The organism is Dyella ginsengisoli (genome assembly GCF_044904665.1).
Taxonomy (GTDB): domain Bacteria; phylum Pseudomonadota; class Gammaproteobacteria; order Xanthomonadales; family Rhodanobacteraceae; genus Dyella_A; species Dyella_A ginsengisoli.
The window spans coordinates 191,103-205,693 of record NZ_JADIKM010000002.1 but is presented as its reverse complement, the minus strand read 5'-3'; the positions used below and the strand labels follow the sequence as shown (position 1 = coordinate 205,693).

At 68.1% G+C, this 14,591-nt stretch carries 14 protein-coding genes; 5 read left to right on the top strand and 9 right to left on the bottom strand.

The window, feature by feature from the left end; genetic code table 11:
• Positions 1–8 precede the first annotated feature (8 nt).
• Both ISP17_RS07880 and ISP17_RS07875 read right to left on the bottom strand, forming a co-directional pair.
• On the bottom strand, positions 9–548 hold the full coding sequence (locus ISP17_RS07880; RefSeq protein WP_404631813.1) for a cytochrome b: 540 nt from the start codon (positions 546–548) through the stop codon (positions 9–11).
• On the bottom strand, positions 545–1,636 hold the full coding sequence (locus tag ISP17_RS07875) for a catalase family peroxidase (protein ID WP_404631811.1): 1,092 nt from the start codon (positions 1,634–1,636) through the stop codon (positions 545–547). The genes ISP17_RS07880 and ISP17_RS07875 overlap by 4 nt, the downstream gene beginning before the upstream one ends.
• A 107-nt stretch (positions 1,637–1,743) precedes the next feature.
• On the opposite strand from ISP17_RS07875, the gene ISP17_RS07870 reads away from it, so the two are divergent.
• The gene (locus tag ISP17_RS07870; protein WP_404631809.1) at positions 1,744–2,286 is read left to right on the top strand and encodes an RNA polymerase sigma factor; all 543 of its coding nucleotides are present in this window, start codon (positions 1,744–1,746) and stop codon (positions 2,284–2,286) included.
• Complete coding sequence (locus ISP17_RS07865) at positions 2,283–3,038, top strand: anti-sigma factor family protein (RefSeq protein ID WP_404631807.1); 756 nt, start codon at positions 2,283–2,285, stop codon at positions 3,036–3,038. The genes ISP17_RS07870 and ISP17_RS07865 overlap by 4 nt, the downstream gene beginning before the upstream one ends.
• Positions 3,039–3,050: 12 nt before the next feature.
• Here the strand turns inward: ISP17_RS07865 and ISP17_RS07860 are convergent, their stop codons facing one another.
• Positions 3,051–3,899 carry a LysR family transcriptional regulator gene (locus tag ISP17_RS07860; RefSeq protein WP_404631805.1) on the bottom strand — a complete coding sequence of 283 codons (849 nt, stop codon included), beginning with the start codon at positions 3,897–3,899 and terminating at the stop codon, positions 3,051–3,053.
• A 118-nt stretch (positions 3,900–4,017) separates the two neighbouring features.
• Between ISP17_RS07860 and ISP17_RS07855 the strand changes: the two genes are divergently transcribed.
• Entirely contained in the window at positions 4,018–5,025 is a 1,008-nt protein-coding gene (locus ISP17_RS07855; protein ID WP_404631803.1) for a zinc-dependent alcohol dehydrogenase family protein, read from the top strand.
• A gap of 121 nt (positions 5,026–5,146) precedes the next feature.
• Here ISP17_RS07855 and ISP17_RS07850 read toward each other — a convergent pair whose 3' ends face one another.
• From ISP17_RS07850 to ISP17_RS07825, 6 genes are all read right to left on the bottom strand, one after another.
• Complete coding sequence (locus ISP17_RS07850; protein ID WP_404631801.1) at positions 5,147–5,644, bottom strand: hypothetical protein; 498 nt, start codon at positions 5,642–5,644, stop codon at positions 5,147–5,149.
• 52 nt (positions 5,645–5,696) lie between these two features.
• Positions 5,697–6,167: a GNAT family N-acetyltransferase gene (locus ISP17_RS07845; protein WP_404631799.1), complete on the bottom strand. Its 471-nt coding sequence runs from the start codon at positions 6,165–6,167 to the stop codon at positions 5,697–5,699.
• Between the two features lie 350 nt (positions 6,168–6,517).
• Complete coding sequence (locus ISP17_RS07840) at positions 6,518–6,796, bottom strand: hypothetical protein (protein WP_404631797.1); 279 nt, start codon at positions 6,794–6,796, stop codon at positions 6,518–6,520.
• 162 nt (positions 6,797–6,958) lie between these two features.
• Positions 6,959–8,644 carry an alpha-amylase family glycosyl hydrolase gene (locus ISP17_RS07835; protein ID WP_404631795.1) on the bottom strand — a complete coding sequence of 562 codons (1,686 nt, stop codon included), beginning with the start codon at positions 8,642–8,644 and terminating at the stop codon, positions 6,959–6,961.
• A gap of 122 nt (positions 8,645–8,766) precedes the next feature.
• Positions 8,767–10,236 carry an MFS transporter gene (locus ISP17_RS07830; protein ID WP_404631793.1) on the bottom strand — a complete coding sequence of 490 codons (1,470 nt, stop codon included), beginning with the start codon at positions 10,234–10,236 and terminating at the stop codon, positions 8,767–8,769.
• The gene (locus tag ISP17_RS07825; protein ID WP_404631791.1) at positions 10,233–12,446 is read right to left on the bottom strand and encodes an alpha-L-rhamnosidase-related protein; all 2,214 of its coding nucleotides are present in this window, start codon (positions 12,444–12,446) and stop codon (positions 10,233–10,235) included. Before ISP17_RS07825 ends, ISP17_RS07830 begins: the two co-directional genes overlap by 4 nt.
• Positions 12,447–12,965: 519 nt before the next feature.
• On the opposite strand from ISP17_RS07825, the gene ISP17_RS07820 reads away from it, so the two are divergent.
• Both ISP17_RS07820 and ISP17_RS07815 read left to right on the top strand, forming a co-directional pair.
• Complete coding sequence (locus ISP17_RS07820; RefSeq protein WP_404631789.1) at positions 12,966–13,670, top strand: LuxR family transcriptional regulator; 705 nt, start codon at positions 12,966–12,968, stop codon at positions 13,668–13,670.
• 120 nt (positions 13,671–13,790) lie between these two features.
• Complete coding sequence (locus ISP17_RS07815; RefSeq protein ID WP_404631787.1) at positions 13,791–14,573, top strand: YdcF family protein; 783 nt, start codon at positions 13,791–13,793, stop codon at positions 14,571–14,573.
• Positions 14,574–14,591: the final 18 nt, after the last annotated feature.

Below are 14,591 nucleotides of genomic sequence, written 5' to 3'. Positions count from 1 at the left end.
GGCCACGCTCAGCGACGCGTGCCCAGCATGCTGCGCAACACGCCGTCGCGGCGGATCAGGCCGTGGTAAAGCGCTGCGCCCATGTGGGCGAGGAAGGTGAAGAACAGCAGATAGGCCAGCACGCCGTGCGCGCTGCGCAGCCATGCGAACGCCAGCGCGTTCTCCGGCAGGATCGGCGGCAGGCGCAGGCTGCTTCCCAGCATCACCGGGTAGCCGCCGGCCGACAGCATCGCCCAGCCGATCAGCGGCATCGCGATCATCAGCGCGTACAGCAGCCAGTGCGAGAGATGCGCGGCCAGCTTCTGCAGCGCGGGCAGGTCGGTCGGCAGGGGCGGCGGCGGGTTTCGCAGGCGCACGATCAAGCGCGCGATCGCCAGCAGCAGGATCGCGATGCCCAGCGGCTTGTGGATGGCCAGCATCCACTGGTGCCTCGCGCTGACCGTGGCGACCATGCCGACGCCGATGAACAGCATCGCCACGATCAGCGCAGCCATGGTCCAGTGCAGCACGCGTGCGGGGAGGCTGAAGGTAGTACGTGGATCGTTCATCGGGCGGCCTCCGGGGCGGCGTGTCGGGTGGGCGCGGTGGTGCCGGGTACGTGCGCTTCCTCGCTGGTGCGGCGCAGGTAGGAGTCGGCATAGGCGGCCGAGCGCGCGGGCAGCAGCGGATCGTCGGAGATGGCGATGCCGGCGGGCAGCACGGTGGGGTCGTAGTTGATGTCGCGACACGGGCCGCTGTCCTGCGGCTGGGTGCCGGTGATCACCAGCGTGCCGGCGTCTATGTTGGTGCGATCGGCCGGCCACGCCTGCGTGGCGTCGTTGGTGGGATCGCCCGGCGCCGCCAGGGTCACCTGCAGGTGCCAGCGCTGCGGGCCTTGCGCCAGGCGCCGGCGCAGATCGTGATCGAGGTAGTCGGCATCGCTGGCCGGTGCGCTGCCCGCGGTGTCGGAGGCCTCCGGCAGCATGCGCCAGCGCACCGCATGGCGCTGGCCGGTGGCGTCGATGAAGTAGAACGCGTTGAGCGCGTCGTAGCGTTCGGTGGTGTAGCTGGCCGAGGGTCTGGTGTTTTTCAGCGCGGCGAGGAACGGCGCCGTCTCCGGGTGCGTCGCGAAAAATGCCTTGAGCCGGGCGGGATCCGGCTTGCCGGTCGCCGGGTCGGGGCGGCTCGCCACCACCTGCTCGTAGAACGCCTGCGGCGTCGCCACCGCGAACACCGGCATGCTGATCATGCCGGTGCGCCACTGCTGCCCGTTGGCGAGGTTGAAACGCAGCGCGAGGCTGCGGATCGGCACGCTGCCGTCCGGCGCATACGGGTTGCCGCCGGGCAGCGAGAACCGGCCTACCACCGGCGTGCGCGTGGCGGCGAACACCGGTGCGCTGGAGTAGGCGCTCGCGGCGCCGTTGCCCTCGAAATACCCGGCCACACACACGCCTTTGGCGTGGTTGCGTCGGTAGCCTGGATGCAGTCCGCCTGCCTGCTGCAGCTGGTCGACGAGGCGGTCGGCGGTGAGCCGCGAGGGCGTGAGCCAGCCGCCGACATAGGCAAAGGCGCCGCCGGTGACGGCCACCGCGGCGGCGATGACGGCCCAGCGCCAGGCCTGGCGGGGCGATCGGGGCGGGGGCAAGGGATCGTGCATGGACAAGCTCCGTGGCCGCGTCGGCCATGATGGGTTCCCCTGCCAGACGCCGCGCACGGAGATTTATTCCTCCGGCGTGGAATAATTTTTCGCCGGCGGCGTCTGGCATGGCATACCCACCCACGGCCCGATCGATGCACGACCACGCGTTCGACGACCAGCTCAGCGAACTGCTGCCGCGCCTGCGGCGCTTCGCGCTGTGGCTGACCCGCGACCTGTCCAGCGCCGACGACCTGGTGCAGTCGACGATGGAGCGCGCGCTGTCCACCCGCGCGGCCAAGCGCGAGCAAGGCGACCTGCGCGCGTGGCTGTTCCGCATCCTCTACCGGCAGTTTCTCGATGCGCGCCGCCGCGCGCGGCGCTACGCCTGGCTGCTCGGCCGGTTGCGCGAGGAGGACGAGCCCGAGTGGCCCTCGGCCGAGCGCGAGGCGCTGGCGCAGTCCGCGCTGGCTGCGTTCGAACACCTCACGCCCGAGCAGCGCAGCCTGCTGCTGTGGGTCACCGTGGAAGGCATGAGCTATCAGGACGTGGCCGACATTCTCGACGTGCCCATCGGCACCGTGATGTCGCGTCTCTCGCGCGCCCGCCAGGCGATGCGTCGCTACGGCGACGGCGAACAACCTACCCCTTCGTTGCGGTTACTCAAATGAACACGCCCCCCAGCGAACACGACATCCACGCCTACGTCGACGGACACCTGGACGGTGAACAGCGCGATGCGGTGGAGCGCTACCTCGCGCGTCATCCCGAGCGCGCCGCCGAAGTGCGGGGCTGGCAGCGCGACGCACAGCGTCTGCGCGCGGCGATCGGAGGCACGCACGTGCTGCCGGACAACGGCGAGCTGCACCCCACCGCCGTGCGCTCGCGTCGTCGCCAGTGGCGCATGGCGCGCGTGTCGCTGGCAGCCGCGGCGCTGCTGTGCCTGGGGCTGGGTGGATTCGGCGGCTGGCAGGCGCGCGGCTTGCGCAGCGCGAGCGGCATCGCACCGATGGCCGACGCGATGGAGGCCTACCGGATGGTGGCGATGGATCGCAGCGTGCGGCCGGACCTGGTGCCGCAGCGCGAAGGCGAGATGCAGCACTGGCTGGACACCCATTTTGAGCACGCCGCACGCCTGCCGGACCTCAGCGGCGCCGGCTTCCACGTGGTCGGCGGCCGCCTGTTCGCCACCGATCAGGGCCCCGCTGCAATGGTGCTGTACGAGGACGCCGCCGGCCACGCGATCAGCTTCTACGTGCGCCCGCCCGGCCCGCGCCATCACCTGCTGCCCAGCGGCGAGCGGACCGACGGCGGGCTGATGGCGCAGTACTGGTCGGGCGAGGGCTACAACTACGCGATGGTCAGCCGCGACGACAGCGAGGCCGCCCAGGTGGCGGCGCAGGCCAAGGCGCGGTCGATCTGAGCGCGCATCGGCTCAGCTCGCGAACCGTTCCGAGAGCAGTTCCAGCAGGCTGCGCAGGCGGTTCAGTCGCTTGAGGTCCTTGTGATAGCCCAGCCAGGTGTCGCGTGAGGGCGGAGGGTCGCCCAGCTCGACTCGGCGCAACGCGGGAAACGCGTCGCCCAGCGCCACCGGCAGCACGGCCAGGCCGATGCCTTCGGCGCACATGCGCGCCTGCGCTTCGCGGTTGTTGCTGGTGAAGGCGACGCTGGCCTGCGGCAGGTGCTTCTTCAGCCAGCCGACGTCGGGCATGCCGCCGAACGCGGCGTTCATGGTGACCAGGCGCGCGCCGCGGCCGTCCTTGCGCGGTCGCGGATCGCCGCGGCGGGCGTACAGCGCGTAGGGCATGCGCAGCAGGCGGCGCGAGATCACGTCCGGCTCGTCGAACGCCTTGATGCGGAACGCCAGGTCGGCCTCGCGCCGCGCCAGACTGTACAGCCGCGCATCGGTAAGCAGTTCCACCGTCACCGACGGATGCCGTCGCACGAACTCGGCCAGCACCGGCGTCAGCACGTAACTGCCGAACCAGTCCGAGGCGGCCAGCCGCAGCTGGCCGCTCAGCGTGCTCTCGCGTCCGGCCAGCGCGCGTTCGAAGGCCAGCGCTTCTTCCTCCATGCGCTCGGCGCTGGCCATCACCGCGGTGCCCTCGTCGGTGAGCACGAAGCCGTCGGCGGTGCGCTGGAACAGCGTCTGTCCCACCGACGCCTCCAGTGCGCGCAGGCGCCGGCCCATGGTCGGCTGGGTCTGCCCGACCGCGCGCGCTGCGGCACCCAGCGAGCCCTCGCGCGCAATGGCGAGAAAGATGCGTACGTCGCTCCAATCCATCGCTGGCTCCGGCCGTGTCAATCCATGCATTTTTGCATGAGTGGAAAACGAAAACGTCGATTTTCATGCACAACGACCAGGTTCACCATGAACCCACCTTCCTGATGGAGACCTCGCCATGAACCTGATTCCCGCCACCATGCAAGCCGCCGTTGCCGAACAGATCGACACCCCGCTGCGCCTCGTGGACCTCGCCGTGCCGGTTCCCGGCCCGGGCCAGGTGCTGGTGCGCGTGGCGGCCGCCGGCCTCAATCCGCTGGACACCAAGATCCGCGCCGGCAAGGCCGGCCATGCCCGGCACCCGCTGCCGGCCGTGCTGGGCATCGACCTGGCCGGCACCGTGGTCGCGCTGGGTGCGGACGTCGATCAGTGGCAGGTGGGCGACGCCGTCTACGGCATGACCGGCGGCGTCGCCGGCGTGCAGGGCTCGCTGGCCGAATACGCCGCGGTGGACGCCTCGCTGCTGGCACCCAAGCCGGCCCACCTCTCCATGCGCGAAGCGGCGGCGCTGCCGCTGGGCTTCATCACCGCGTACGAGGGGCTGGTGGATCGCGCTCGCGTACATGCCGGCCAGCGCGTGCTGGTGCACGGCGGCGCCGGCGGTGTGGGGCATCTGGCCGTACAGCTCGCCCGCGCCCACGGTGCCGAGGTGTTCGCCACCGGCACCGCCGCGCAGAAGGCGATGATCGAAGGCTACGGGGCCACCGCCATCGATTACGCCACCACGCCGGTCGCGGACTACGTGCAGGCGCACACCGCCGGGGAAGGGTTCGACATCATCTACGACACCGTGGGTGGCGCCACGCTGGATGCCTCGTTCGAGGCGGTGCGCACGTATCACGGTCATGTTGTGAGTGCGCTCGGCTGGGGTACGCATGCCCTGGCGCCGCTGTCGTTCCGCGCCGGCACCTATTCCGGCGTGTTTACGCTGCGCCCGCTGCTCACCGGTCAGGGCCGCGCCCACCACGGCGAGATCCTGCGCGCAGCGACCGCGCTGGCCGAGCAGGGCAAGCTGCGCACCCACCTCGACCCGCACCGCTTCACGCTGGCCGAGGCCGAGCAGGCCTATCAGTTGATCGAAAGTGGAAAGGCCGCCGGCAAAGTGGTGGTGGATGTGGCGCGCTGACACGACGAAGGCGCCGCGAGAGCGGCGCCTTGGGATTGGCCGGCGCATCCGTGCGCGATCAACTGGGTCTGCTGCGTTCCGAGGCGAACGAGCGCTTGTTTCGGTCTGCTGTCTTTACTCGTCACTGCTTTAGGCAGCGATCCATCGATTTAGTACAGCCAGTCCCGGGCCAATCACCACGGTGCCAACAAAACTGGTCGTTACCAAGAAGCATCAGATCCCACGTGACCGGTTTTCCCGAAGGGTCGAGCCGTTTCTCTCCGTCCAGCGCCAGCCGAAGGCCGTTGGGGAGATCGCGAAGCACCTGATAAGTGACTTCGCGGCGAGGCTCACGAGTGCCATGCTCGTCCGCGGGAGTGAGCGAAAGCACCATTTGCGTCCGGCCCGGGCTGAAACGAATTTTCTGAGGTGACACCGTGCAGTCATCGGTGCCCTCCCATCCCCATGAGCCGGGAAGTGCAGCGTACGGGTCTATCGAGCTGTCCAGCCATTGAGTCCCTGCCGATAGGAGGAAGGCAACGACCAGGAAAAACTTGATGATCGGGGTCACAGTTGCACCTTGGTTTCTAGTATTGGCTTCAGGCAACGTTGCCAAAAGCCGACGTTCCAGAGCTTTCATGCAAGAAGCCGACTCTGACCCTTGTTTTGCTCTTCCGTGTGAGGCGGTCGCTCTAAGCGCCGCAACCATCCGATTCGCCGGCCGGGTTCTGGAAGAGTGCCAACCGGGTATGGCTGTAGTGGGCCGGAAGTCCCGGGGCACTACTGAGTTGTCGATCGCCGACGTACTGGAATCCACACTTGATGTAGTACTTCACCAGTTTCTCGTTGTCGGCCCACGTGTCCATCCGGACGAACGTCCTGCCCAGACTCAAGGCATATCCCTTGGCCCAGGCCAAGACCGCGGGGGTGAGGTTGCTCCCCTTGCGCATCGGATTGACGCACATGCGATGGATATAAATCGCATCGCCGCGTTCTCTTCCCGCCCAGATGATTTCGTCGGAGAGGGCCACGGAAAAATAGCCCGCCATGGCCCCGTCGGCAAAGTCGGATGAGAAATGCAGCCCGGCCTGGATTTCGCTTTCGATCTGCTCGACGGGAAACGGTGGCCAGAGCGGCAGCTGCCTCGCTTGCTGATAGCTCACGGCGGACTCCCAGAACCGGCGAAAAGCGGGTACGTCGGCGGATGTGCTTGTGCGGAATTTCATCTCGACGTCTGAGGCGTGGATGGCTCCCGAGGGCAGGTTGCCCGGCCGGTCCCGATCAGGGTTGTGCAGACTCTATGGCCCTGCGTGAGCCGCCGGCGCGGGCGGAGCAGGACGGCGTCATCAAGATCGACGGTTTGCCCAAAGTGCGGAAGGGCCGCGAAGGCCTGCGTGAAACCGCGCGGCAAACGGCACCACGGACAGCTCGCCCAGCATCCGCGACGGCAACGGGCAATGATGGTCCATCTGCGCTTCACGCGTCCTCTTGCGGCCTGATCGAGTTGGCGAGGCTAGGAGAACAGGCCGACCGCGAGATGCGCCCAGACCAGCAAAAGCAGCAGCAGCACGGCAGCGACCACCAGGCTCCTGCCGCGGGGCGACTTCGTCCGGCGCACGCCGACCGCGATAGCCATGCCAGCGCTCAGCAGAAGCAGGGCGGCAACCGCAAAATCGCCGGCTGACCAGTTCACCTCACGCGTGAAGTGCATGGCCACGAGGGGAATGCACAAGAGCAATGCCGTGACGATTGCCACGACGGACAACGGTCTGATCCAGGAACGAGCGTTCATGGGCGGCCTGACTCCATCTCGATTAAAGAGCGGGGTGTGACCCTGAAGCCTTCCCCGCGTCCGTCACTCATCGTTGATGGTGCCGGATGCTGGGGATCCGCGGTAATGATCGCAAGCGCCGCCCGAGCCTGTCACCCGCCTGGCCACGCCCGCCTGGTCTGCTCACCGCGCAGGATGCCCCCGCTCCTCCATCAGCCGCGTCAGCTCCGCCACCAGGTCGGGCCGCGTTGCCTGCGCATCAAGCAGGTAGACCTGCACGTCGTGCGCGGCCACGGTGGTCTTGAGCCGGCCGCCGTCGGCAACAGTGATCGCGTCGCCGCCGAACGCCGGCTTCCACTCGCCGGCCTGCAGCCTGTCGCTCACTTCAAACGTGGCCGGCTGGTCGCCCTTGTTGAGCAGCACGAGTGCTATCTGGTGCGTGTCGCCTTGCTGGTACACGCGATAGAACGACGCCTGCTGGCCGGCGAAGCGGATCGGCAGCATCAGGCCGCGCTGTAGGGCGGGCGTCTCTTCGCGCAGCGTGGCGATGCGCTTGAGGTGCTGGTAGATCGGGCTCTTCGGCGCCGCGTCGATACGGGCCTGGCCGAAGTAGTTGCGGTTGCCCTCGTGCTCGGCCTTGCCGCGCTCGAAGCCGGTTTCCGAGCCGTAGTAGATGGCCGGGATGCCGCGGGTGGTGAACAGGAAATTGTTGGCGTCGATGAAGCCGTTGTCGGTGGCGTTCAAACGCGCCATGTCGTGGTTGTCGTAGAAGGTCACCAGCTCGTACGGGTTCTGGTACGGGCCGTTGGTGAGGTAGAGGCGATTGAGGATCTGCGCGTAGTCGCTGCCGGGGTGCTCGAACACGTCGCCGATGCGCCCGCGTAGCGGGAAGTCCAGCACGCTGATGCCGCCGTTCTGCGGCCAGGTGTACTGGCCGATGTTGTCCGGGCTGTAGTCGAACGCCTCGCCGTACATGAAGAAGCCCGGGTGCCTGGCGCGGATGCGGTCGCTGAACTGCTTCCAGAACGCGGTGGACATGTGGCTGATGGTGTCGATGCGGAACGCGTCGCTGCCTTCGTCGATCCACTGCTCGTAGGCGCCGACCATGTAGTCGAGCGCCATCGGACTCTGGTCGTCGTTGTTGGACAGCTGCACCAGGTCGTCGTACGCGTGATAGAAGCGGTGCAGCGGGTTGCGCACCGGGTCGAGCTGGTACGGCGGCAGGTTCTGCTCGTCGGCGATCAGCCTGCCGTCCTTGTCGAAGATCTGGCCGAACTGCGGCTGCTTCACCGGCATGGTGAAGGCGGGCGAGCCGTGGTTGACCACGATGTCCTGCACCACCTTGAGCCCGGCCTTGTGCATGCTGGCGGTGAACTGGCGGTAGTCGAGATGCTTGCTGGGCAGGTGCTCGTCGAGCTTGTAGAAGTTGACGCCCCAGTAGCCGTGGAAGCCGGTCTTGCCGCGGTCGGTGAACTTCGAGCCCCAGCTCACCGGATCGCCGCCGGTAAAGGCTTCATCCGGATTGTCGACGATGGGCGTGATCCACACCGCGCCGAAGCCCATGCCCTTGATGTAGCCGGCGTTCTCCAGCACGCCCTTGAAATCGCCGCCGAGGTAGCCGATGTTGGCGCTCTCGCCTTTGGGCGCGCCGGGTACGGGGATGTTCCAGGTGGGATGCACGCCGCCCTGGTCGCGGTGGTCGTTGGACGGATCGCCGTTGACGAAGCGGTCGGTCATCACGAAGTAGATCGCGTTGGAGGCCATGGGGGCATCGGTGCCGACGAACACCGGCGTCTGCGGCGTGGCCGCGTGCGCGAGGCCGCAGGCGAGCGTGGCGATGAGGGCGGGGAGCAGGCGTTTGGCGGTCATGATGCGGATTCCGTATCGCGGTGTTCTAGTAGGAGCCCGCTCGCGGGCGATGCTTTTGGCTTTGGTGTGGATCAGGAGCAAGGGCATCGCCCGCGAGCGGGCTCCTACAGGATGAGGAGGGGTCAGGCCGCTTCCGGGCGCGGCACGCGCAGCGTGCACAGGCCGGCGACGAGCAGGCTGGCGCCGCCCAGGCCCAGCGCCCAGATCGGCTGGTTGTGGAAGAACAGCTTGAGCAGCACGCCGAGCACGCTGGCGGCCATCAGCTGCGGGATCACGATGAAGAAATTGAAGATGCCCATGTAGATGCCCATCTTCGCGGCGGGCAGGTTGTCCGAGAGCATCGCGTAGGGCAGCGAGAGGATCGACGCCCACGCGAAGCCCACGCCCACCATCGAGGCGATCAGCCAGTGCGGATCGCGGATCACCAGGAACGACAGCAGGCCGATGCCGCCCAGCCACAGGTTCACCAGGTGGCTCATGCGCAGGCCGCAGGCGCGCACCAGCAGCGGGATGAGGATGGCCGCGAGCACGCCCACGCCGTTGTAGGTGCCCATCAGCACGCCGGCCCAGTTGGCACCTTCGTTGTAGGCGGCCGAGGTGGTGTCGCTGCTGCCGTAGAAGTGCTCGGCCACCGCGGGCGTGGTGTTGATCCACATCGCGAACATCGCGAACCACGAGAAGAACTGCACCCAGTTGAGCCGGCGCATCGGCCTGGGCATGCCGTAGAGGTCGCCCATGATGTGGCGCAACGCGCCGTCGCTGCGCGTGCGGCTGAGCCACACGAACAGCCCGCCGAAGCCGACCAGTCCGCCGGCCAGCAGATACAGCTCCTTCTCCAGCGCGAACTGGCCGATCACGCCGAGCATGATCGCGCCCAGCACGAGGAACAGCGCGCCGATCTTCCACGCGCCGGTCACCACCACGGGGGCGCCTTCCACCCGATTGTCGGAGAACGATTCGAGCTGCTCGGGCGGGTACTCGCGGGTGCTGAGGATGGTCCACAACATGGCGCCCAGCAGCACCGCCGCCCCGGCGTAGAAGGCATACATCACCGAGTGCGGCACCTCGCCGGCCGGCGCCGTGTTGGCCACGCCGAAGTGGGTGAGCACGTAGGGCAGGAACGAGGCCACCACCGCGCCCACGCCGATGAACACGCTCTGCATCGCATAGCCCAGCGGCCGCTGCTTGGGCGGCAGCTGGTCGCCCACGAAGGCGCGGAACGGCTCCATCGACACGTTGAACGATGCATCCATGATCCACAGCAGGCCGGCTGCCACCCACAGCGTGGGCGAGTTGGGCATGGCTAGCAGCGCGAGGGTCGCCAGCACCGCGCCGGCGAAGAAGTACGGCCGGCGGCGGCCGAAGCGGTTCCAGGTGCGGTCGGAGAAGTAGCCGATGATCGGCTGCACGATCAGCCCGGTGAACGGCGCGGCGATCCACAGCACCGGAATCTGGTCCACATTCGCGCCCAGCGTCTGGAAGATGCGGCTGACGTTGGCGTTCTGCAGCGCGAAGCCGAACTGGATGCCCAGGAAACCGAAACACATGTTCCAGATCTGCCAGAACGAGAGTTCCGGTTTGGCGTTGCTCATGGTGCGTTGCCCTTGGTGGTGGAAGCGCCCAGCGGCGCAATGACGAGGCCGCGCACGTCGGCCTGGTTGAGCGGGCCATCCGCACCGCCGACGCCGCCGGTGTAGTGGGCGAAGTGGCTGAGGTAGCTCATGTTGAAGCCGTCCTGCAGGTCGAACGTGCAGCGACTTCCGGCCCGGGCGGAGAACTCGCCCCAGGTCGATCGCTGCGCGCGCACGCTGTGCGGCATCACGATCGGCACGCGCTGCTCGGCGGTACCGTCGCAGCGGATCGCCAGCATCTTCACCGCGGCGGTGATGCCGGTGTTGATCGGGCCGTGGTCGTTCACGTAGTTCAGCGACACGCGGTAGTCGCCGCTGGTCGGTGCCGTCCACGTGCGCGGCCAGGTGCCAGTAACGGGCGGCAGCTCCCCAGCACAGGTGGCGGGGCTAGGCAGTGATTCAATGCCGTGGTCGTCGATGCGGGTGGCCCGCACGCAACTCAGCGAGCCGGTGGCTGGCAACATGCCTGTGCCGTCGATCGTCTGCGCACGCTTGCCATTGACGTACAGCTGCACCTTGCCTTGTGCTTCCACCAACCATTGCCCCAGGCGACCGTGAAGCCCTGGCGCCGGCGGTGCTTCCGGCCCATACAGCGGCGCGTCGATGCGTAGCGGCGCATCCTTCACCGTGATCGCCTTCAGCTGCACGGTGGTGGTGGTGCCCTTGGTCGACACGCGATCGGCTACCAGCAGGTTGCCTTGGCGCTGGGAGGGCAGCTGCAGTGTGATGGTGCGATCGGGCAGGGTGAGCGAGATGCTGAGCTGGTCGCCAAAGAGCATGGGAACCAGCGAGGTGGGCAGCTTGGGCTGCACGCTGCCGTCCTCGTTGAGGCCGAACACACCCTCGGTGACCACGGCGAAATACGCCGCCACCGACCACAGCTGGCGCGGCGAGTTGACCACCGGTCCGCTGAGCTTGCCCTCGTCCACGTGCTGGCCCTGGGTGAGCAGCTCGTAGTTCTCCATGTTGGAGCCGTACAGCGCCGCGCCGCGCATCACCGATTGGATCTCGTGGGCGATGCGCGCGGGCTGGTTCACCTCGCGTGCGGCGCGCAGCGCGTAGGCGCTGACGAACGGCCAGATCGCGCGGTTGTGGTAGATCGGCTGGTCGTTGCGCTCGGGCCACATCACCGGGCTGCCGGCGGGCCAGGTCGGATAGTTCGCGAGAGTTTGCGAGGCGCGATCGCCCTCGGCCACGCCGCTGGTGATCGCCAGCGCGATGCCGAGCAGGTCGTAGGTGTCGTTGGGCGTGCCGTCGCCGCCGAGGAAGCTCATGTACATGCCGCGGTCGGCGCGCCAGAAATGCGTGTTGATCGCCGCCTTGAGCGCCTTCGCCTGGTCGGCGTAACCGGCGGCGGCCCCGGCGTCGCCGTGCTGGCGCGCCATCGCGGCGGCCATCTGCAGCGCCTGGTAGTGCAGCACGTTGGTGGACAGCGCGTAGGACTGGCCGATGAAGGTGACCTCGTCGAAGGTCCAGGCCGGATAGCTCTGCTCGCGCCAGTCCATGAAGGAGGTCTCGCCGCGGTACAGGCCGAACGCCGCGTCGAAGGCGTACTGGCGATCCTGCGCCAGCGTGTCGCCGAGTGCATTGTAAACGTCGGCGGCGAAAGGTTTGTCGCCCAGCAGGTGCTGCGCGCCGAGGAACCACACCACGCGGTCGGTGCTGATCGGCCAGCTGCCGCCCGAGCCGGTGTCCTGCATCACGTACTTGCCCTGCGGCGCGGTGGGCACGCGCACGTCGGAGAGCTTGAAGGCGAGACCGTTGCGCGAGCGATCCGCATCGAAGCGCCATAGGCCCAGGTCGATCGAGTACGACAGGTCGCGTGTCCACACGTACGGCCACTTCAGGCCCGTCTCGAAGCAGTGGCAGGGGATCGGCTGGCCGTGGTCGAAGGCGCCGTCGCGGATCGCGGTGACCGAATCCTGCTTCAGGTCGTCCTGCGCCATGGCGAACAGGCCGTTGAACAGCGGGCTGGCGGTGCCGACGGCGAGCGGCTGCTTGCCGATCACGCGCTGGCCATACGGCCAGGCCACGGTGAAGGCGCCCTGCGGGTCGGCGCTCACGCTCACGTGCACGCCGTGCCAGTCCAGTCCGTCATGCCAGGCCGGCGGTGTGGCCGGTGGCGTCGCCAGCGCAGCGGCCATCGAGGCGGCCAGCAGGGTGCTCAACATGCGATCACCCCGCGCGGCACGTGGGGAAGGGTCAGGATCATGCAGGGTCTCTCCTCGAACGATGCCGGCGTTCGTTATGTCACGCGGCGGCACCCCTCGCATGCTGCGCTCGCAACATGCATCCGCGCCGTCACCGGCCAAGCCCCCTGATGCTAGGTAGCATCGCAGTGCAGCAACCAGCGGCTGCATACGTATTCATGCACCGCGCAGGCTTGCGATAGCGAGGGAGGGGCGGTTACGCGACGCGCAGGGACGGCACCCGGCCGGTGCGATCATCGGCGCAGGAAGTCAACCGGATGCGGGGCAAGGCGTTCGGGAACAGGGCGAGGAAGGGGGTATCCATCCTTGGATCGGGCGTCCGTTGTCCCTTCCTGACGGGGTGGGAGGCGCGAGGGCGCGCTCCGCGGTTGTCCCCTGCTGAGCCGCCGGGGCGGCCTGGCGCTATTGGATGTCGGGTGGCATCGTCGGGGAAACTGTCATTTCTGACAGGCAGCATGGGGTAAGCCGGAGGTGGCTTTGGTGTCGTGGCGCGAGCAATGCCTGATCCGGCTGGGCGATGCGACGACATCGCTCGACCACCTCGTGGGCGCGATGCGCGACGTGACCGCCGAACTCGGCTTCGAGCACTGCTCCTACGTCCATCGCCAGCCGCTGCCCATCGCACAGCCCGCGCTGCATTGGGCCAGCACGTACCCCAAGGCGTGGCTCGACCGCTATTTCCAGCGGCAATATCTGGAAGTCGATCCGCTGGTGCGCCGCGTCCTGCAAGTCAGCACGCCGGTGGTCTGGGGTGATGGCGATGGCGACGACCAGCCGCAGTTCTGGGAGGAGGCGCGCTCGTTCGGCATCCGCCACGGCTGGGCGGTGAGTTCGCGCGGACATGCCGGCGCGGTCGGCCTGATGTCGGTGGCTCGCTCGCACGATCCGGTGACGGCCGCCGAGCTGGAGCGCCACGAGATGCAGTTGCTCTGGCTGGCCCACACCGCGCAGGGACTGGTAGCCACGTTGCCGGGCATGGCCGCCCCGCCGCTGGAGCCGCTCTCGCTGCGCGAATGCGAGGTGCTGCGCTGGAGCGCGGCCGGCAAGACCGCCGACGAGATCGGCATGATCCTGGCCATCACCCCGCGCACCGTGGCCTTCCACATCAACCGCTGCATCGCCAAGCTCGACGCCGCCAACAAGACCGAGGCAGTGGCCAAGGCGCTGGTGCTGGGCTTGTTGTGATCGAGCGTCCCGGACGCCGCTTCGACTTCGCCGCGCCGCGCCAGGCCTGAGACTGAAGGGTTCGGGGGACGGGCTTTTGCGCCTCGGCGGGTGCTGCGGCCTGATCGGCGCGGGAATACCTTGCACGTCACGGCACCGTGGTCGATCCTCACGCCGGTGATCCTCATCGACGCTCTCGAACGCCTGAGCCAGCCGTGGAACCAGGCCGCGCTGATGGTCCTGGGCGGGACCATCGCGCTGCTGGCAAGACGCTACCGCACCGGTGCGGTGCTGCTGTGCCTCGGAGTGCTGTGGCTGGGCCTGTGTGCGGCGCCGAGCTTCGCCCTGCTGCTGCAACGCGGTTTGACCGGGGCGTATCCGCCCACGGCCGCGGGCGATTATCCGCAGGCCGATGCCATCGTGGTGCTCGGTGGTGGCGCGATCCCCGACACGGAGCAGGACTGGGACAGCGATCCGGCCGACACCGAGGCGACGCGCGTGGGCTTCGGCCTGCAGCTTTATCGCGCCGGGCGCGCGGCGCATATGCTGCTCTCCGGTGGCCACGGCGCCGCCGGGCACATGGCGATCGAGCTGCGCGAGCAAGGCGTGCCTGCCGCTGCGCTGGTCACCGAGGCGCAGAGCGCGACCACCCGCCAGAACGCGCTGTACTCGGCGGCGATCCTTCGGCGCGAAGGCTGGCACCGCGTGCTGCTGGTGACTTCGCCGATGCACATGGCGCGCGCCGCGGCCAGCTTTCGCCAGCAGGGTCTGCAGGTGATCGAGGCGCCCTCGATCGGCCATGAGGCTGGCTACCATCGGGTGCAGCCGGGCTGGCGCCCGAGGCGCACCGCGCTGTGGCTGAGTTCGCGCTGCCTGCACGAGTACATCGGCCTGTGGATGTACAAGCTGCGCGGCTGGGCTTGATGTGGCCACGGGCGGCAC